Raw genomic sequence first — 18,217 nt, forward strand, 5'->3', positions numbered from 1 at the left:
TACGCAAGATTATTATGGAAAAAAGAATGTATGTATTATGATTTGCGGACAAGATCTATCGAACAGCGGCCACACCACCGGGAGCATTGACGATTTATTTATGGAAACTCTCGCGCAAAAACATTGGAATTCCTTCCCGGACGATTCCATGGCAGAACTGCCGCAGGACGTTTACTTTCGCTCTTATGTCCTGGAAGCCAACCACCATGTTCCGCAGCACTCGCACGCTTTTATGCAGTTTCATTTTGCCCGCAAAGGCAGTATGCGCATTGATGTCGCCGGCAAGTGCTGGATAATCCCCGCGCATTACGGCATCTGGATCCCCAATAATACTGAGCATGCAGTTTGGGCGCTGGATGATGTGCATTTAGAGAATCTGGATATTAAACCGGGTTTTCTCGAAGAAAGTATCCATGAGTGTAAAGTCGTGGCGATCAGTGATTTCGCCAGAGAGTTTATTCATTACGCCACGAATTCAATTTCAGGCCATTATGATAGCCAGTCAAAAGAAGGCAAACTGGTCAGTGTGCTGGTTGACATTATTCTGCAATTACCAGAGGTCGCCTTTGTATTACCCTGGCCGCAGGATCGTGAATTAACCCATGTGTGCCGAACAATACAAGCGTCACCGGCGCTGGAACATTCAGTAGAGTATTGGGCACAACATTTGGGTATGTCTGCCCGTACCTTTTCGCGTCATTTCAAAAAAGAAACCGGATTACCCTTCAGCGTCTGGAAGCAAAAAATGCGAATTCTGGAGTCTGTACTCATGCTGAAGAAAAATAAAAGCGTAACCGCCGTGGCGCTCGATGTGGGATATTCAAGCACCGCAGCGTTTAGTTATGCATTCCGCCAGGCGTTTGGCGTTTCACCGTCACATTATTAATTAACGTTCCGACGTTGATGCCAGTAAGCCGCGGCACGCACCAACTGCTGATCGAAAGCCTCAGTAGCAAAGCGGGCGCTCAGGTTTTTCACCACTTTTCCTTCGCCAGTTATCCAAATGAAATAATCCTGTGCAGGTACGGTCAGCTGTGAAAGCTGATCATTCACTGCCTGTTCGTCATGGCCGACAAACCACTGAATCGTAAAACCATCGAGATGAGCGAAATAATCCTGATACGCTGCATCGTGTACGCTAACCAGCGCCGTGACGTTTGGACGTACCGCTAAACGACCGATCGCCTCCAGCCGACGACGTAGCGCAGGCATTCCAGATTCATCACACACGTAAACCTGGTACGCATAATCTTCTGGTACCACCAGCGAGCCACGCGGTCCGCCAATCGTCAATTTGTCACCTTCACGCGCATTCATCGCCCACGTACTCGCCACGCCGCCGTCGTGGATATAAAAATCCAGCGCCAGTTCATGGCGTGCCTGGTCATACAACGGCGTGTAATCACGGGATACCGGACGCACACCCTCCGGCCAGACAATCCCCTCATCCGTCACTACGGGCGGCACAAAGTGACTGCCCTGCTCAGGGAAAAAGACCTTGGTGTGGTCGTCAAAACCATGTGAGCTAAAACCATCCAGAGCGTCACCGCCCAGTACAATGCGCTGGAAACCCGCGCTGATACGTTCAACCCGCAGGACGGTCAGTTCACGGAAGCGCAGCTCATTGCGAACGCGCTGTGGATAGCGTGGAATGTTATTTGTCATTTTTTCGCCTTCGTGACAGAGATTAGATATATCTAAATAAATTTTAAATGATAATGATTGCTAATTGAGAATATTGCAAGAACTTTTTTGATAGAGTATGGATAGCGCCCCTCAAACGTGAAACAAAAAAAATAAATATATAAATCAATAAATTAAATTAATATTTCTGCATGCACTTGCAAATAGAAAAAGTTTAGATATAAATTAGATATATCTAAATAACGTCAGGAGATGAATGATGCAAGATCATCATGAAGGGTGCTGCAAACATGCAGAACACCAGCACGAAGGCTGCTGTAAAGGTGAAGAACGTCATCACGAAGGCTGTAACAAAGAACACCACCATGAGCATGGCTGCGGACACCGCCACGGTCGCGGCGGCGGTGGCGGTCGACGTCAGCGTTTCTTCGGCCACGGCGAATTACGGCTGGTGATTCTCGATATTTTGACCCGCGATGCCAGTCACGGTTATGAGCTAATCAAAGCCATTGAAACATTGACTCAGGGTAATTACACCCCAAGCCCGGGCGTGATTTATCCGACACTGGATTTCTTGCAGGATCAGTCGCTTATCGCCATCCGTGACGAGGAAGGCGGACGTAAGCAAATCACAATCACCGAGCAAGGCCTGCAATGGCTGGAAGAGAACCAGGAACATCTGGAACATATCCACGAACGTATTAAAGCACGCTGTGTCGGCTTTGAATTACGCAAGAATCCACAGATGAAAAGAGCACTGGAGAATTTTAAAGCCGTGCTGGATCTGCGGGTCAATCACGGTGACACCAGCGAAGCGCAAATCAAGAAGATCATCGGTATTATCGATCGCGCATCGCTGGACATCACCCAGCTTGATTAAGCAGGCTGCGCGTCCTCTTTACGTACGCGGAACACTTTAATCATCTCTTTTAAGTGTAATGCCTGTTCGTTTAATGACGCCGCTGCCGCAACGGACTCCTCTACCAGACAGGAGTTCTGTTGCGTGGTGGTGTCGATCAGGCCAATCGCACTGTTAATCTGCGAAATACCGTCCGTCTGCTCGCGGCTGGCCTGACCGATTTCCCGCAATATCACATCCATTTCTTCAACGTTAGTGACCATTCCATTGATCAACGCGTTGGCTTTTTCAACCAGCACCAGTCCTTCCCGGGTTTGACTGGTGGAGTCTTCAATCAGATTGCGGATCTCACTGGCAGACGATGCGCTTTTTTGCGCCAGTTGACGCACTTCTCCGGCTACTACCGCGAAACCACGTCCATGCTCACCGGCGCGCGCCGCTTCGACAGCCGCATTCAGCGCCAAAATATTGGTTTGAAAAGCAATCGAATCTATCAGGTTGATAATCTCTGACATACGGTTAGAGGTTTCATTAATCACGCGTATTTTCTGCGTCACCTGATTCATCATCTCACCGTTGTTTTTCACCACCGCCGCCGCTCCCGTAGACAGCTTCGTCGCTTCATGGGTATGGTCTGCCGTCGTTTTGACCGTCGCGGTAATTTGTTCCATTGACGCCGCAGTCTGTTCTACCGAGCTTGCCTGTTCTTCGGTACGCGCAGCCAAATCCTGATTACCCGCGACAATCTGCGCCGCCGCCGCAGAGATATTTTCGGAGCCGTTTTGCACGTCCTCGACAATCTCTAACAGTCGGGTTTTCATTGCCATCAGCGCTTGCAGCAGCACACCGGTCTCATCCTTCTGTTCCATACTGATGTTGCGAGTAAGGTCGCCCTGCGCAATCGCCTCGGCAAACTGCACGGCTTCATTAAGAGGTCGGGTAATTGAGCGCACAATATACCAACCCATCACACAACCGGCGGCAATGCTTATCAGCGCCAGAGTAATCAACAGCGCGCGATTGGTGTGGAAATCATATTCCACCTGAGCGCCCGCCTTCTGCATCTGGGCATCTTCAATGGCGATCAATTCCTGCACTTTTGCTTTATACGCCTGCTGCACATTCACCGTGCGGGTCATCATCTCGTGCATCGCACCGGAGCGATCGTGATTCTGCAGCGCCTGCAGAATGCGGAATCGGGAAGCCAGATACTGCTCACGCACATCGCGGATATCCGCAACAATTTTTTTGGATGCATCATTGAGAGGTGCAGCACTCAGCGCATCCAGCAGAGCAGAAATTTGCTGGCTGATGGTATCGAGCTTTTTCTGGGACGCCTGGGTCCATTTGCCTTCCTCATCCAATAACATCAATTGTTGAGTACTGACAAACTCCTGAAAATTATCAATGAGCAGATTGGCTTTTACCGTAATCGGATAGTCATTGGTAATGATGTTCTGCATCCCACTGTTACTACGATCCAGACTCAACAGCGAAAGGCCCGAACTCACCATCATCAGTACAATAAACAAACCAAACGCGATAAATAATTTCGAGCGAATCTTTACGTTATGCAAGAACATATTTTCTCCCTGGAGACAGTTTTCTTCAGACAGATATCCTTATCGGTCAATACTCACCTAACTTTATGATATTGATCGTTTTTTAATTTTCATCAATGTTACGAAATAGTTTTTGACGATGAATAAAGCAAGACCGATCGTTATATAAGCGATATTTAACAATATTTAAAAACAGGACGCTCGCGGTCAGAACGGAATAAGGAAAATAGAATCGTAATACCAAAGTGGTATTATTTAATATATGATTAACAAAATCATTACAAAAAACGCCTACCGGGGACGATAAGCGTTTGGCGGGAAAATGGGATAGGGTGAGAATTAATGCAGCACGGTCACCGCATCTTCCAGGCGACCGGCACGATGTTTCACCATTGCTGAAATCTGCGCGCTCTCTTCGACCAGTTCGGCATTTTTCTGCGTAATATTGCTCAACTCATTTACGGCACGGGTCAGGCTGGAAAGACCATCTGACTGCTCCAGCGTTGAATGGCTGATTTGAGCAATCAACTGCGTCACATTCTGGACCTGCGCCACAATATCATCCATTGTCCGCCCTGCGGCATGAACCTGATCGGAGCCGGACTGCACCTTGTCGGCGCTGGCATCAATCAGTTTACGGATGTCATTTGCTGCGCTTGCACTACGACTGGCAAGATGGCGTACCTCTCCGGCCACCACCGCAAATCCTTTTCCTTGTTCGCCAGCCCTGGCCGCTTCAACCGCCGCATTCAGCGCCAGAATATTTGTCTGGAAGGCGATATCGTTAATCAGGGTCGTGATAGTGCCGATCCGTTGGGTGCTGTTGGCAATATCGTCCATTGTTTTAATGACTGTATCCATCGCCTCACCGCCCTGTGTCGCTGCGCTGCTGGCGGCAATAGACAGCTTGTCAGCCGCCGCTGCTGTCGCAGAGTTTTGCTTCACCGATGCCGCCATCTGATTCATGGTGGTGACCGTTTCCTGCACATTTTCTACCGTCTGCTGCGTATGCTTGTTTAAATCATCGCTGCCTTTCGCCAGCGTTTCACTGTCGTTACGCACACAGCTGACCTGACTCGACACGTCATGAATAAGCCAACGGCACATTAACCCTAGCTGCCCCACCGCCCGTAGCATCAGACCCAGTTCATCGCTACGGTTAAGATGGGTCACGCTGTTGCGCTCACCGGTCGCGACTTTCAGTGCCTGCTGGGCAACATTCTCAATGGGGCGCACAATCTGCCATTCGAAAATAACCGTCGCCAGCATCATCACCAGCGCGCTCACCAACAGTTGCGGCCATTCAGCGCCCATCTGCTGTAGCGCAGTTGCCAGGATGACAAACATAAAAGCCATGACACTGCGTACCCGCCAGCGAACCGGAAGCGACGGGAGTTTACCCAACCAGCCTTTACGTACCACCAGCCCCTTATGGACGCGCCGATGACAACGGCCTTCATTGAGTGCTTTATATAAAGGTTCGACCGCCGCGATTTCCGCTTCCGTCGCCCGGGTACGGATCGACATATACCCGGTTACGCGTCCTTCCCGCACCATCGGCACCGCATTGGCCCTCACCCAGTAGTGATCGCCATTCTTCCGCCGGTTTTTCACAATACCGCTCCACGGTTCCCCCTGTTTCAGGGTGTACCACATATCCGCAAACGCCGCTTTCGGCATGTCCGGGTGACGAACCAGGTTGTGCGGCTGAGCAAGCAATTCATTCAGTTGATAGCCGCTGACCTGAACAAAGGTATCGTTCGCATGGGTGATATAGCTTTGTAAATCGGTGGTCGACATGAGGGTGATATCATCATCCAGCGGTGTATTTTGCTGACTAACGTAGGGATGAGAAGACATGGTTGCGTCCTGTGCAGGTTATCTGGTTGTTAACTCTTTCGGCTTATGTTATTTCGGCGCTAATCTTTTTAACTTTAGTTGTTAAATTTGATTTAGATCGCAATTTGCGATTAAACCTCAAAATTTGTATGTTTTCTAATTCATTGATTTAAAATACTTTCATTGCGTAACTATTCAACGCGCCTTCACTCAGCGCACCGCAATAGTGCAATTTTCGCCCACTTTTAGCGCAATAACGCGTTTTTCTCGTCGGTTTTACGCGCGTAAACCTGGGCAAAATGCCAGCAAATGTTAATGTTTGAGATTAAATGTTGTACAAGCAAGATCTTCCCTGGTGTTTATCCCGATTTTCGTTAAGCGCGTCGGGATGGCGCAATCCCTGCAATACTTAATTCAGTATCATGTGATACGCGAGCTCCGGGAGCATATTTTGAACAGGTTACCTTCCAGCGCATCGGCTCTGGCCTGCAGCGCACACGCACTGAATCTCATCGAGAAGCGAACGCTTGATCATGAGGAAATGAAAGCACTAAACCGAGAGGTGATTGATTACTTCAAAGAGCATGTCAATCCGGGGTTCTTAGAGTATAGAAAATCTGTAACTGCCGGCGGGGATTACGGAGCCGTAGAGTGGCAAGCGGGAAGCCTGAATACGCTTGTCGACACCCAGGGACAGGAGTTTGTCGATTGCCTGGGAGGTTTTGGAATTTTCAACGTGGGGCACCGTAATCCAGTAGTGGTCTCCGCCGTACAGAATCAACTCGCGAAACAACCTCTGCACAGCCAGGAATTACTTGACCCATTACGGGCCATGCTGGCAAAAACGCTTGCTGCACTGGCTCCCGGAAAGCTGAAATACAGTTTCTTCAGTAACAGTGGGACCGAGTCGGTTGAAGCGGCGCTAAAACTGGCGAAAGCGTATCAATCGCCGCGCGGTAAATTTACATTTATTGCCACCAGCGGAGCCTTCCACGGTAAATCGCTGGGGTCGCTATCCGCCACCGCTAAATCAACCTTCCGCAAACCGTTTATGCCGCTGCTGCCGGGCTTCCGCCATGTTCCTTTTGGCGATATTGATGCCATGCGCACCGTCCTGAGCGAATGCAAAAAGACCGGCGACGATGTTGCCGCCGTGATTCTGGAGCCAATCCAGGGGGAAGGAGGCGTGATCCTGCCGCCGCAAGGGTATTTAACCGCGGTACGTAAACTTTGCGATGAGTTTGGCGCGCTGATGATCCTCGACGAAGTGCAAACCGGCATGGGGCGCACCGGCAAGATGTTCGCCTGCGAACATGAAAACGTGCAGCCTGACATTCTGTGTCTGGCCAAGGCGCTTGGGGGTGGCGTAATGCCAATTGGCGCGACCATTGCCACTGAAGAAGTGTTCTCCGTCCTGTTCGACAATCCTTTCCTGCATACCACCACATTCGGTGGCAACCCGCTCTCATGCGCGGCGGCGCTGGCGACCATTAACGTCCTGCTGGAGCAAAATTTACCCGCTCAGGCAGAGCAGAAAGGCGATATGTTGCTGGATGGTTTCCGTCATCTGGCGCGTGAATATCCGGATCTGGTACACGACGTTCGCGGCAAAGGCATGCTGATGGCGATTGAGTTTGTCGATAATGAGATTGGCTACAGCTTTGCCAGTGAAATGTTCCGTCAGCGAGTGCTGGTCGCCGGAACACTGAATAACGCGAAGACGATCCGTATCGAACCGCCGTTAACATTAACGATCGAGCAATGCGAACTGGTATTGCGATCAACCCGCAAAGCCCTGGCCGCATTACGGGTGAGCGTGGAGCAGGTGTAACCACTGCCGGATGGCGATACTAACGTATCTTATCCGGTCTACTAAAGGACCTCCTTTGTAGGCCGGTTAAGGACCGGAAGGCTGGTCACCGCTGTTTAACGGTGCGGCCACACAATCCCATGCGGATGCGGTAGTTAGCGTGATGCTCGATCCGAAAGAGTTCAACACATATGTCCCACTTGGCACCGCAGCACTGACCAATCCAGCCTTCGGCGCGGACATATACTGGCGCGGACGCGTCTGGGTGGATCAGTTCTGGTTCGGGCTAAAAGGGATGGCGCGTTATGGCTATCGCGCTGAAGCATTAAAACTGGCCGATACTTTCTTCCAGCATGCCAAAGGGCTGACGGCAGAAGGTCCAATTCAGGAAAACTACAACCCGTTGACCGGCGCACAGCAGGGCGCACCTAACTTCTCCTGGAGCGCCGCGCATCTCTACATGCTGTATAACGATTTTCTTAAACAGCAGTAACGTCGATTGGCTCTCCTGAAAAGGAGAGCCTCTTTTTTGAATCCCATCACAATCACGGCATTCCCCTTTTCCCTTTTACGCGGCGACGGCTAAATTAGTAACTCATCCGACCACATAACAATAATTTTACATACTGGACACCTTTATGAGCTATCCGTCGCTGTTCGCCCCGCTCGATTTGGGATTCACCACGCTTAAAAACCGCGTGCTGATGGGTTCAATGCATACCGGTCTGGAAGAGTATCCTGATGGTGCAGAACGGCTGGCCGCGTTCTATGCTGAACGCGCTCGTCACGGCGTAGCCCTGATTGTGACCGGAGGAATTGCGCCCGCGTTATCGGGCGTGGGTATGGAAGGCGGGGCGATGCTGAACGACACCAGCCAGCTCGCACACCATCGCGTCATTACCGATGCGGTTCACGATGAAGGCGGGAAAATCGCCCTGCAAATCCTGCACACTGGTCGCTACAGCTATCAACCGCATCTGGTTGCGCCTTCAGCCATTCAGGCCCCTATTAACCGCTTTACGCCGCATGAGCTGACGCACGATGAAGTGCTGCAACTGATTGAAGATTTTGCCCATTGCGCCCAACTGGCGCGGGAAGCGGGCTACGATGGCGTGGAAGTGATGGGATCCGAAGGGTATCTGATCAACGAATTCCTGACTCTGCGCACCAATCAGCGTAATGATGAATGGGGCGGCGAGTATGCCAACCGCATGCGTTTTGCCGTTGAGGTGGTACGGGCGGTACGCCAGCGCGCCGGCAATGACTTTATCATTATCTTCCGCCTGTCGATGCTCGACCTGGTGGAAAACGGCGGAACCTTCGACGAAACCGTCCAGCTTGCACAGGCGATAGAAGCTGCAGGCGCCACCATTATTAACACCGGTATTGGCTGGCATGAGGCACGCATTCCCACTATCGCGACCCCGGTACCGCGCGGCGCGTTTAGTTGGGTGACGCGAAAGCTGAAAGGGCATGTGACGATCCCACTGGTCACCACCAACCGCATTAACGATCCTCAAGTCGCCGATGATATTCTGGCCCGTGGCGATGCCGATATGGTGTCGATGGCTCGCCCGTTCCTCGCCGATGCCGAACTGCTGTCAAAAGCGCAAACCGGACGAGCGGATGAGATCAATACCTGTATCGGCTGTAACCAGGCCTGCCTGGATCAGATCTTCGTCGGCAAAGTCACCTCTTGCCTGGTCAATCCGCGCGCTTGCCATGAAACCAAAATGCCGATCGTTGCGGCCACTCAGCCGAAAAATCTGGCGGTGGTCGGCGCGGGCCCTGCGGGTCTCGCCTTCGCCATTAATGCCGCCGCGCGCGGGCATCACGTTACGCTGTTTGACGCATATGGCGAGATTGGCGGGCAGTTTAATATCGCCAAACAGATCCCCGGCAAGGAAGAATTCTATGAAACCCTGCGCTACTACCGCCGGATGATCGACGTGACTGGCGTGACCCTGAAACTGAATCACTTTGTCAGCGCACGCGATCTGCACACCTTCGACGAAGTGATCCTCGCCAGCGGGATCGAGCCGCGCATGCCGCCGATCGAGGGGATCGATCACCCTAAAGTGCTGAGCTATCTCGACGTCCTGCGCGATAAGACGCCAGTGGGTAAACGCGTGGCGATCGTTGGCTGTGGCGGGATCGGTTTTGATACCGCCATGTATCTGAGCCAGCCTGGCGATCCCACCAGCCAGAACATTGCCGAGTTCTGCGTGGAATGGGGAATCGACACCAGTCTGCAACAGCCCGGCGGTTTATGTCCGGAAGGCCCACATCTACCCCGCAGCCCACGCCAGATAGTGATGTTGCAGCGTAAAGCCAGTAAACCAGGGCAAGGTTTAGGCAAAACAACGGGATGGATCCACCGTGCTACCCTGCTTTCACGCGGCGTAAAAATGATCCCGGCGGTGAGCTATCAGAAGATCGATGATGACGGGTTACACGTGATGATCAACGGCGAGCTACAGATCCTGAATGTGGATCACGTGGTGATTTGCGCCGGACAAGAGCCACGCCGTGAACTGGTCGATCCGCTGCACGCGGCAGGTAAAACGGTGCATCTGATCGGCGGCTGCGATGTGGCAATGGAACTGGATGCCCGACGCGCTATTGCACAAGGCACCCGACTGGCACTGGAAATTTAACGTCACGTCTTTCGTAGGCCGGATAAGGCGTTAGCTGCTATCCGGCACACGCGATTAGCGGCGACGACCGGTTTTGACCGCTTTCAGCACCACGAATTTATTATTGGTGGCGATGGTCACGCAGTTGCCGAAAATCTTCTTCAGCTTATGGAAGTAGTCGAGGTGGCGGTTGGCCACGATGTACAGTTCACCATTGATTTTCAGGCAGCGGCGCGCGTGGTGGAACATCTCCCAGGCGATATTATCGGTCAACGCATGCTTCTGGTGGAATGGAGGGTTGCAGAACACCGCGTTGAAGCGGAACGGTTCTACGCCGGAGAGCGCGTTATTAATCATAAATTCGCTGCGATCCAGCGCGTCCGGCAGGTTGGTTTCCACGTTAAGACGGCTGGAAGCGACCGCCATCGGTGATTCATCAACAAACACCACGCTGGCTTCTGGATTCTTCGCCAGCAGCGTCATGCCCAGCACGCCGTTGCCACAACCGAGATCGACAATCTCGCCTTCCAGGTTTTCCGGCAGATGTTCCATAAAGAAGCGCGCGCCGATGTCCAGCCCGGTACGGGAGAAGACGTTGGCGTGGTTGTGGATGGTCCAGTCGGTGCCTTCCAGCTTCCAGCTCAACGTTTGCGAGGCAGCGGCCAGCTCAGGTTTGCTGAACGTACAGTTGATCAGACGGGCTTTTTTCCACGCCAGCGTCGTGGTGGTTGGCCCCAACACTTTTTCGAACAGCTCCAGCGTCGAGGTATGCACATCGCGCGCCTTCGCGCCCGCGATGATGCGCGTTTGTGGCGTCACCACTTCACGCAGCGCGCGCAGTTGCTGTTCCAGCAGCGCCATGGTTTTTGGCAGCTTAATCAGCACCACGCCCGGCGCCTGCGGATATTCAGCGGTACTGTCGAGGAATTTGACGCTCGACTCGGCAATATCGTTGTGACGCAGGTTCTCGCGTGTGGCAAGCTCGCTGAGATAAGAGTCGCCAATGCTATACGGCGTATGTTCCGCCAGCGCACAGCCCAGCGCGCCGAAAGTATCATTCAGGAGAAGCACCGGGCCGCTAATCTCGGTATCGTCCAGCTGTTGCAGCAGATATTCATCTGCAGCTTCCCACGCCAGCAGCGGGTTAACGTCATCCGTCTCCGGGAAACGTTTAAGTGACAGCGAACGGAAACCGTTGTCTATGTGGCTCATCGGCCCTCCTGAATGGTAAAATTTCGGCGTATCCCTGAAAAGGGTGCGTGAGTATACACTTTTTATACTTTATATGGGGCACTAATGAGTCAGTTGACCTATCTGCAAGGCTACCCGGAGAATTTACTTTCCCAGGTTCGTACGCTGATTGCTGAACAGCGTCTGGGGGCGGTGCTGGAGAAGCGCTATCCGGGTACGCATGACTTCGCGACCGACAAAGCGCTCTGGCAATATACCCAGGATCTGAAAAATCAGTTTCTGCGAAACGCCCCGCCGCTGAATAAAGTCATGTATGACAGTAAGATACACGTGCTGAAAAATGCGCTGGGGATGCATACCGCCGTCTCCCGCGTGCAGGGCGGTAAGCTAAAGGCTAAAGCGGAGATCCGCGTGGCGACCGTTTTTCGCAATGCCCCCGAACCCTTTTTACGCATGATCGTCGTGCATGAACTGGCGCATCTGAAAGAAAAAGAGCACGACAAAGCGTTTTACCAGCTCTGCTGCCATATGGAGCCTCAGTATCACCAACTGGAGTTCGATACCCGCCTGTGGTTAACGCAACAATCGTTAAAGCAAACTGCGCCGTAGCGCACTGGCTTTGTCTTCAGGGCATGCTAAATTGACGCAAGGATCCCTTTTCGCAGCCTGAAGGCCTTTATGATACGTTTCGCAGTAATTGGCACAAACTGGATCACCCGCCAGTTTGTCGATGCCGCCCATGAAACCGGCAAGTATAAGTTAACCGCAGTCTATTCCCGTAGCCTTGAGCAGGCGCAGACCTTCGCCAACGATTACCCCGTCGAGCATCTGTTTACCTCGCTGGAGGCCATGGCGCAAAGCGACGCGATTGATGCCGTTTACATTGCCAGTCCGAACTCTCTGCACTTCCCGCAGACAACGCTGTTTCTACAGCACAAAAAGCATGTCATTTGCGAGAAACCGCTGGCCTCAAACCTGGCGCAAGCCGAAGCCGCTATCGCCTGCGCGCGTGAAAACCAGGTGGTGCTGTTTGAAGCATTTAAGACCGCCAGCCTGCCTAACTTCCTGCTGTTACAGGAATCTCTTCCCAAAGTTGGAAGAATCAGAAAAGCGTTTATCAATTACTGCCAGTACTCCTCGCGTTACCAACGCTATCTCGACGGTGAAAATCCCAATACGTTTAATCCGGCGTTCTCCAATGGCTCGATTATGGATATCGGTTTTTACTGCCTGGCCTCGGCGGTTGCGCTGTGGGGCGAACCACAGAGCGTTCAGGCCAGCGCCAGCCTACTGGAAAGCGGCGTGGATGCCCACGGCGTGGTCGTACTCAATTACGGCGATTTTAGCGTCACGTTGCAGCACTCGAAAGTCAGTGATTCCGTACTGGCCAGCGAAATTCAGGGCGAATCAGGGTCACTGGTTGTCGAGAAAATTTCCGAGTGTCAGAAAGTGTGCTTTATTCCGCGCGGGGGCAAAACGCAGGATCTTACGGTGCCTCAGCACATCAATACTATGCTGTATGAGGCAGAGGCGTTTGCCCATTTGGTTGAATCCGGCGAAGTGGATCACCCGGCACTGGCCGTCAGTCGTATCACCGCTAAACTGCAAACGGAAATTCGCCGCCAGACCGGCGTGGTTTTCCCGGCAGACGAAACGGTAATCCCGCTGACTGCGTAAAAGTGTGTAAATGGAATGTTGCAGGCCATTGACTGAAAACATGGCCTGTAATATTTTGTAACCCGCAAAGGGGAGTAACTTCGTTGTCGGTTGATCGTCATTACGATGTGTGAAAAACCACATCCGGTCACCGGGCGATAACAAAGGAATACGCCATCGTATTCCTTTGTTGTTGTAAGTGAGACCTTGCCGAATGGCAAGGTCTATGCATAAAAAGCAGCGGCTAACGTCATTCGGCGTTGGCCGTTTTTTTATGCATGGGGAAATAAAATGAATACTGTCGGCACACCGTTGTTATGGGGTGGCTTCGCTGTTGTGGTGGTCATTATGCTGGCCATTGACCTGCTGTTGCAGGGTCGTCGTGGCGCGCACACGATGTCGATGAAGCAGGCTGCGGCCTGGTCAATCGTCTGGGTAACGTTGTCGTTGCTGTTTAACGCGGCATTCTGGTGGTACCTGGCTGAGACTCAGGGTCGCGCCGTTGCCGACCCGCAGGCGCTGGCGTTCCTGACCGGTTATTTAATTGAAAAATCGCTGGCAGTAGATAACGTCTTTGTCTGGTTGATGCTCTTCAGCTACTTCTCAGTGCCGCCTGCGTTGCAGCGCCGGGTACTGGTGTATGGCGTGCTGGGAGCAATTGTTCTGCGTACGATCATGATCTTCACGGGCAGCTGGCTTATCACCCAGTTTGAGTGGCTGCTGTACGTGTTCGGCGCTTTCCTGCTGTTTACCGGCGTGAAGATGGCGCTGGCAAAAGAAGATGCCTCCGGTATCGGCGACAGACCGTTAGTACGCTGGCTGCGCGGCCATTTACGCATGACCGATACCATCGAAGATGAAAAATTCTTCGTGCGTAAAAACGGTCTGCTGTTTGTCACGCCGCTGATGCTGGTATTGATCCTGGTTGAGCTGAGCGACGTGATTTTCGCCGTCGACAGTATTCCGGCAATCTTCGCCGTCACCACCGATCCGTTCATCGTGTTGACCTCGAACCTGTTTGCTATTTTAGGTCTACGCGCGATGTACTTCCTGCTGGCAGGCGTTGCAGAGCGTTTCTCCATGCTGAAGTACGGTCTGGCGGTCATTCTGGTGTTTATCGGTATCAAGATGCTGATCGTCGATTTCTACCATATCCCGATCGCTATTTCGTTAGGCGTAGTGTTCGGTATTCTGTTTGTAACGCTGATTGTGAACGCGTGGGTCAACCACCAGCACGATAAAAAGCAGCAAATACAGTAACGTTATCTGCTAGCTGAAAAGCCCGACGGCACACTATGTGCGTCGGGCTTTTTGTTCATCATGTCAAAACAATGTTAATTCAAAGTTATAAAATATGATCTCAACGGGGAATCCAGGATATTTATCTTCCCGAAGCGTTATCTTTCCTTATACTCAACCGCGCAAACACTTTGTTACATCCAGAAAGATGCGTCGTAAGAGCGCAGGATGGATGAGCAACAACACAATGAAAGGATCACGACATGACTACGCAACGTTCATCGGGGCTACTCTCGCGTTTGGCGCAAGGGAGCCTGGTTAAACAAATTTTGATTGGCCTGGTACTGGGGATTTTACTCGCACTGGTGTCAAAACCTGCGGCAGAAGCCGTTGGTCTGCTGGGTACGCTGTTCGTCGGCGCATTAAAAGCCGTCGCGCCAATTCTGGTTCTGATGCTGGTCATGGCCTCTATCGCCAACCACCAACACGGGCAAAAAACCAATATCCGCCCGATTCTGTTCCTCTACCTGCTCGGAATGTTTTCAGCCGCGTTAGCGGCCGTCGTTTTCAGCTTCGCCTTCCCGTCGACACTGCACCTTTCCAGCAGCGCTGGCGATATCGTGCCGCCGTCCGGCATTGTTGAAGTAATGCGTAGCCTGCTGATGAGCATGGTTTCTAACCCCATTGATGCCCTGGTTAACGCCAACTATATCGGTATTCTGGTCTGGGCCGTCGGTCTGGGCTTTGCGCTGCGCCACGGTAATGAAACGACCAAAAATCTGGTCAATGATATGTCCAATGCCGTCACCTTTATGGTGAAGCTGGTGATCCGTTTCGCCCCGATCGGCATCTTCGGTCTGGTCTCCTCCACGCTGGCAACCACCGGTTTTGCCACGCTGTGGGGCTACGCTCAACTGCTGACCGTGCTGGTCGGCTGTATGCTGCTGGTGGCGCTGGTGGTCAACCCGCTGCTGGTATTCTGGAAAATTCGCCGTAACCCGTATCCGCTGGTGCTGGCCTGTCTGCGCGAAAGCGGCGTGTACGCTTTCTTTACCCGCAGCTCTGCCGCCAACATTCCGGTGAATATGGCGCTGTGTGAGAAGCTGAATCTGGACCGTGACACCTACTCGGTATCTATCCCGCTGGGCGCCACCATCAATATGGCGGGCGCGGCGATCACCATTACCGTACTGACGCTGGCGGCAGTGAATACGCTGGGGATCCCGGTTGATTTACCGACGGCGCTGTTGCTGAGCGTGGTGGCGTCGCTGTGCGCCTGCGGCGCATCGGGCGTAGCGGGTGGCTCCCTGCTGCTGATCCCGCTGGCGTGCAATATGTTCGGTATCCCGAATGACATCGCCATGCAGGTGGTGGCCGTTGGCTTTATCATCGGTGTATTGCAGGATTCCTGTGAAACAGCGTTGAACTCTTCTACTGACGTGTTGTTTACCGCAGCAGCCTGCCAGGCTGAAGACGAGCGTCTGGCAAACAACGCCCTGCGCGGCTAATCGTTTCTCCCCTCCGTCAGCGGGCGGAGGGGTTATCTTGCTGTACGCTTTTTTCAATTTTGAACGGATCAATTCCGCGCTTTTGCATCCGCCGAAAGCGGATAATGTTCAGGCCGTTCATCACCAGAAAGCTGCCTTCGATCATCGTCCCGCCAATCGATCCTAACCAGAAATTATGAACAACCCAGCAGGCGGTTGCACACCACATCACACAGCGCACGGTTAGCCCTTTGCAACGAAACAGTGCCCAGGTACTGGCAAGCGTGCCAATAATAGGCAGTAGCTCCATAGCATGCTGCAATTTTGCCAACCCAAGAACCAGCGTGAGGACAATAAAAACGGTCATTACCCACAGTTTGCGGGTATGCATTGAGACGAGCGTGCGGATGGTATTAAGCTCAGCGCTCATTCCCGCGGGCCAGGCCCCCATCAGGAAAAAATGCACGCCAATGGTGGCGCTATAGACGGCGAGCTGTAGCCGGAACCGGCGCTCGTCACGATTAAAAAAAGTGGTAATACCGATCAGAAAGGCGATGACACCTACGCCCTGGGCCAGCCAATACGCGGTCATGCAAGCAACCCCAACTCCATTTTGTAGGCCGGATAAGGCGCGTTCGCCAGCATCCGGCAACGGTTTGTGCCTGATGGCGCTACGCTTATCAGGCCTACGGTTTGCGCAGACCTGCAGGCACCATCAGGGATTTATTACAGCGTCACTCCCGACTTAAACAGCGCGAGTTCCCGGAAATCGTTGCGCTCATTGCAGGTTTGCTTGCCGTTAGCAAACTCAACGATGGTATCGACAAACTCGTTCAGCAGTTGCAGCATCGCTTTACCGTGGATTAGCTGCCCGGCATCAAAATCGATCCAATGCTTTTTCTTCGCGGCCAGCTCGCTGTTGGTCGCGATTTTCACCGTCGGTACAAAACCGCCGTACGGTGTACCGCGCCCGGTACTGAACAACACCATATGACAGCCCGCCCCCGCCAGCGCACTGGTCGCAACGGCGTCATTACCCGGAGCACTTAACAGATTCAGACCAGGCGTTTTCAGGCGTTCACCGTAGCGTAGTACATCGACAACTTTGCTGGAACCCGCTTTCTGTGTACAGCCCAGTGATTTATCTTCCAGCGTGGTGATACCACCCGCTTTGTTCCCCGGCGATGGGTTCTCGTAGATCGGCTGGTCGTGAGCAATGAAGTATTGCTTGAAGTCATTGACCATGGTCACCAGCTTACCGAAGGTTTCTTCATCGCGGCAGTGGTCCATTAATAGCTGCTCGGCACCGAACATCTCCGGAACTTCAGTCAGCACGGTAGTCCCGCCGTTGGCGATCACGTAGTCAGAGAAACGTCCCAGCATCGGGTTAGCGGTGATCCCGGACAAGCCGTCAGATCCGCCACATTCCAGACCAAACTTCAGCTCGCCGAGCTTACCCGGCTCGCGCTTATCGTTACGCATCACGTTGTACAGCTGATGGAGATGTTCAATCCCTGCTTCCACTTCGTCTTCCTGATGCTGGCAGACCATAAAGTGAACGCGGTCAGGATCATACTCCCCTAACGTTTCGCGGAAAGCATCCACCTGGTTGTTTTCACAACCGAGGCCAACCACCAGCACCGCCCCCGCATTCGGGTGACGCACCATGTTTTGCAGCATGGTGCGAGTGTTGATGTGGTCATCGCCAAGCTGCGAGCAGCCGTAGGTGTGGCTGAAGAGATGCACGCCGTCGATACCGTCAGCGTCATTCGTTTCTTTCAGGAAACGGTTCTGCATCTGGCGCGCCATGGCATTGACGCAGCCTACGGTTGGCAGGATCCACAGTTCATTACGCACCCCAACGTCACCGTTCGCGCGACGATAAATCTGCACATCGCGATCGGCAGGTTGCGCGACTTCCGGCTGGAAATCAGGTTGGTAGCGATACGTGTCCAGGTCGCTCAGATTGGTGCGCGTGTTATGAGCATGAATATGCTCACCCGCCGCAACGTCCGCCAGCGTATGGCCGATTGGCAAACCGTATTTAATGACGTTTTCGCCTTTCGCAATATCGCGTAAAGCGAATTTATGACCGCGAGTCACCGCCTGGCGCAGGGTGACGACCTGACCATCAACGGTAACTTCCGTCCCTTCAGCCAAATCAGCGAGCGCTACCGCGACGTTATCCAGCGCATGGATCTTGATGTATTGCATATCAACCCGGACCTTAGAGCCTATCTCAGTAGGCGTATATTGTCGCAGCCAGTTTGGACACGGACAGCGCGCAAAAACCG

General features: G+C 52.7%; 14 protein-coding genes and 1 pseudogene. 9 read left to right on the forward strand and 6 right to left on the reverse strand.

Going from position 1 to position 18,217, the window contains the following annotated elements; all coding sequences use genetic code 11:
- Nucleotides 1-37: 37 nt before the first annotated feature.
- Nucleotides 38-886, forward strand: a complete 849-nt coding sequence (locus EHN13_RS11950; protein WP_040230561.1) for a helix-turn-helix domain-containing protein — start codon at nt 38-40, stop codon at nt 884-886.
- Here EHN13_RS11950 and EHN13_RS11955 read toward each other — a convergent pair.
- On the reverse strand, nt 883-1,665 hold the full coding sequence (locus EHN13_RS11955; protein WP_061068652.1) for a siderophore-interacting protein: 783 nt from the start codon (nt 1,663-1,665) through the stop codon (nt 883-885). The two genes, EHN13_RS11950 and EHN13_RS11955, sit on opposite strands and share 4 nt — an antisense overlap.
- Before the next feature lie 238 nt (nt 1,666-1,903).
- Between EHN13_RS11955 and EHN13_RS11960 the strand changes: the two genes are divergently transcribed.
- On the forward strand, nt 1,904-2,524 hold the full coding sequence (locus tag EHN13_RS11960) for a PadR family transcriptional regulator (RefSeq protein ID WP_124021455.1): 621 nt from the start codon (nt 1,904-1,906) through the stop codon (nt 2,522-2,524).
- On the opposite strand, the gene EHN13_RS11965 is transcribed toward EHN13_RS11960, so the two are convergent.
- Nucleotides 2,521-4,086 carry a methyl-accepting chemotaxis protein gene (locus EHN13_RS11965; protein ID WP_124021441.1) on the reverse strand — a complete coding sequence of 522 codons (1,566 nt, stop codon included), beginning with the start codon at nt 4,084-4,086 and terminating at the stop codon, nt 2,521-2,523. The two genes, EHN13_RS11960 and EHN13_RS11965, sit on opposite strands and share 4 nt — an antisense overlap.
- 318 nt (nt 4,087-4,404) lie before the next feature.
- Nucleotides 4,405-5,925 (reverse strand): methyl-accepting chemotaxis protein, encoded by a 1,521-nt coding sequence (locus EHN13_RS11970; RefSeq protein ID WP_048213331.1) that lies wholly within the window; start codon nt 5,923-5,925, stop codon nt 4,405-4,407.
- A gap of 430 nt (nt 5,926-6,355) precedes the next feature.
- Between EHN13_RS11970 and ygjG the strand changes: the two genes are divergently transcribed.
- From ygjG to EHN13_RS11985, 3 genes and pseudogenes are all read left to right on the forward strand, one after another.
- Nucleotides 6,356-7,735 (forward strand): putrescine aminotransferase, encoded by a 1,380-nt coding sequence (gene ygjG / locus EHN13_RS11975; protein WP_167335587.1) that lies wholly within the window; start codon nt 6,356-6,358, stop codon nt 7,733-7,735.
- A gap of 70 nt (nt 7,736-7,805) precedes the next feature.
- A pseudogene (locus EHN13_RS11980) lies at nt 7,806-8,207 on the forward strand (MGH1-like glycoside hydrolase domain-containing protein); the annotation flags it as partial.
- A 145-nt stretch (nt 8,208-8,352) separates the two neighbouring features.
- Nucleotides 8,353-10,371: an NADPH-dependent 2,4-dienoyl-CoA reductase gene (locus tag EHN13_RS11985; protein ID WP_124021442.1), complete on the forward strand. Its 2,019-nt coding sequence runs from the start codon at nt 8,353-8,355 to the stop codon at nt 10,369-10,371.
- Nucleotides 10,372-10,425: 54 nt separating this feature from the next.
- Here EHN13_RS11985 and rlmG read toward each other — a convergent pair whose 3' ends face one another.
- Nucleotides 10,426-11,562: a 23S rRNA (guanine(1835)-N(2))-methyltransferase RlmG gene (gene rlmG, locus EHN13_RS11990; protein ID WP_115642805.1), complete on the reverse strand. Its 1,137-nt coding sequence runs from the start codon at nt 11,560-11,562 to the stop codon at nt 10,426-10,428.
- An 84-nt stretch (nt 11,563-11,646) separates the two neighbouring features.
- Between rlmG and EHN13_RS11995 the strand changes: the two genes are divergently transcribed.
- The 4 genes from EHN13_RS11995 (at nt 11,647) to sstT (ending at nt 15,944) form a co-directional block, all read left to right on the forward strand.
- On the forward strand, nt 11,647-12,150 hold the full coding sequence (locus tag EHN13_RS11995; protein ID WP_101742433.1) for a M48 metallopeptidase family protein: 504 nt from the start codon (nt 11,647-11,649) through the stop codon (nt 12,148-12,150).
- Between the two features lie 69 nt (nt 12,151-12,219).
- The gene (locus EHN13_RS12000; protein WP_101742432.1) at nt 12,220-13,218 is read left to right on the forward strand and encodes a Gfo/Idh/MocA family protein; all 999 of its coding nucleotides are present in this window, start codon (nt 12,220-12,222) and stop codon (nt 13,216-13,218) included.
- A 270-nt stretch (nt 13,219-13,488) separates the two neighbouring features.
- Nucleotides 13,489-14,457: a TerC family protein gene (locus tag EHN13_RS12005; RefSeq protein WP_124021443.1), complete on the forward strand. Its 969-nt coding sequence runs from the start codon at nt 13,489-13,491 to the stop codon at nt 14,455-14,457.
- Nucleotides 14,458-14,699: 242 nt separating this feature from the next.
- A complete protein-coding gene (gene sstT, locus EHN13_RS12010; RefSeq protein WP_124021444.1) occupies nt 14,700-15,944 on the forward strand; it encodes a serine/threonine transporter SstT in 1,245 nt (414 codons plus the stop codon).
- A 16-nt stretch (nt 15,945-15,960) separates the two neighbouring features.
- Here sstT and EHN13_RS12015 read toward each other — a convergent pair whose 3' ends face one another.
- Nucleotides 15,961-16,515 carry a YgjV family protein gene (locus tag EHN13_RS12015; RefSeq protein WP_048213339.1) on the reverse strand — a complete coding sequence of 185 codons (555 nt, stop codon included), beginning with the start codon at nt 16,513-16,515 and terminating at the stop codon, nt 15,961-15,963.
- A 134-nt stretch (nt 16,516-16,649) separates the two neighbouring features.
- Nucleotides 16,650-18,137: a UxaA family hydrolase gene (locus tag EHN13_RS12020; protein WP_124021445.1), complete on the reverse strand. Its 1,488-nt coding sequence runs from the start codon at nt 18,135-18,137 to the stop codon at nt 16,650-16,652.
- Nucleotides 18,138-18,217: the final 80 nt, after the last annotated feature.

This window comes from Citrobacter youngae, assembly GCF_003818115.1.
Taxonomy (GTDB): Bacteria; Pseudomonadota; Gammaproteobacteria; order Enterobacterales; family Enterobacteriaceae; genus Citrobacter; species Citrobacter youngae.

What these genes read in the sequence shown, in the direction of transcription:
- EHN13_RS11960 (WP_124021455.1), top strand. Translation starts at nt 1,904, where the DNA reads ATGCAAGATCATCATGAAGGGTGCTGCAAACATGCAGAACACCAGCAC.
- EHN13_RS12015 (WP_048213339.1), bottom strand. Translation starts at nt 16,515, where the DNA reads ATGACCGCGTATTGGCTGGCCCAGGGCGTAGGTGTCATCGCCTTTCTG.
- EHN13_RS12020 (WP_124021445.1), bottom strand. Translation starts at nt 18,137, where the DNA reads ATGCAATACATCAAGATCCATGCGCTGGATAACGTCGCGGTAGCGCTC.
- EHN13_RS11970 (WP_048213331.1), bottom strand. Translation starts at nt 5,925, where the DNA reads ATGTCTTCTCATCCCTACGTTAGTCAGCAAAATACACCGCTGGATGAT.
- EHN13_RS11965 (WP_124021441.1), bottom strand. Translation starts at nt 4,086, where the DNA reads ATGTTCTTGCATAACGTAAAGATTCGCTCGAAATTATTTATCGCGTTT.
- rlmG (WP_115642805.1), bottom strand. Translation starts at nt 11,562, where the DNA reads ATGAGCCACATAGACAACGGTTTCCGTTCGCTGTCACTTAAACGTTTC.
- sstT (WP_124021444.1), top strand. Translation starts at nt 14,700, where the DNA reads ATGACTACGCAACGTTCATCGGGGCTACTCTCGCGTTTGGCGCAAGGG.
- EHN13_RS11950 (WP_040230561.1), top strand. Translation starts at nt 38, where the DNA reads ATGATTTGCGGACAAGATCTATCGAACAGCGGCCACACCACCGGGAGC.
- EHN13_RS11995 (WP_101742433.1), top strand. Translation starts at nt 11,647, where the DNA reads ATGAGTCAGTTGACCTATCTGCAAGGCTACCCGGAGAATTTACTTTCC.
- EHN13_RS12000 (WP_101742432.1), top strand. Translation starts at nt 12,220, where the DNA reads ATGATACGTTTCGCAGTAATTGGCACAAACTGGATCACCCGCCAGTTT.
- EHN13_RS12005 (WP_124021443.1), top strand. Translation starts at nt 13,489, where the DNA reads ATGAATACTGTCGGCACACCGTTGTTATGGGGTGGCTTCGCTGTTGTG.
- EHN13_RS11955 (WP_061068652.1), bottom strand. Translation starts at nt 1,665, where the DNA reads ATGACAAATAACATTCCACGCTATCCACAGCGCGTTCGCAATGAGCTG.
- EHN13_RS11985 (WP_124021442.1), top strand. Translation starts at nt 8,353, where the DNA reads ATGAGCTATCCGTCGCTGTTCGCCCCGCTCGATTTGGGATTCACCACG.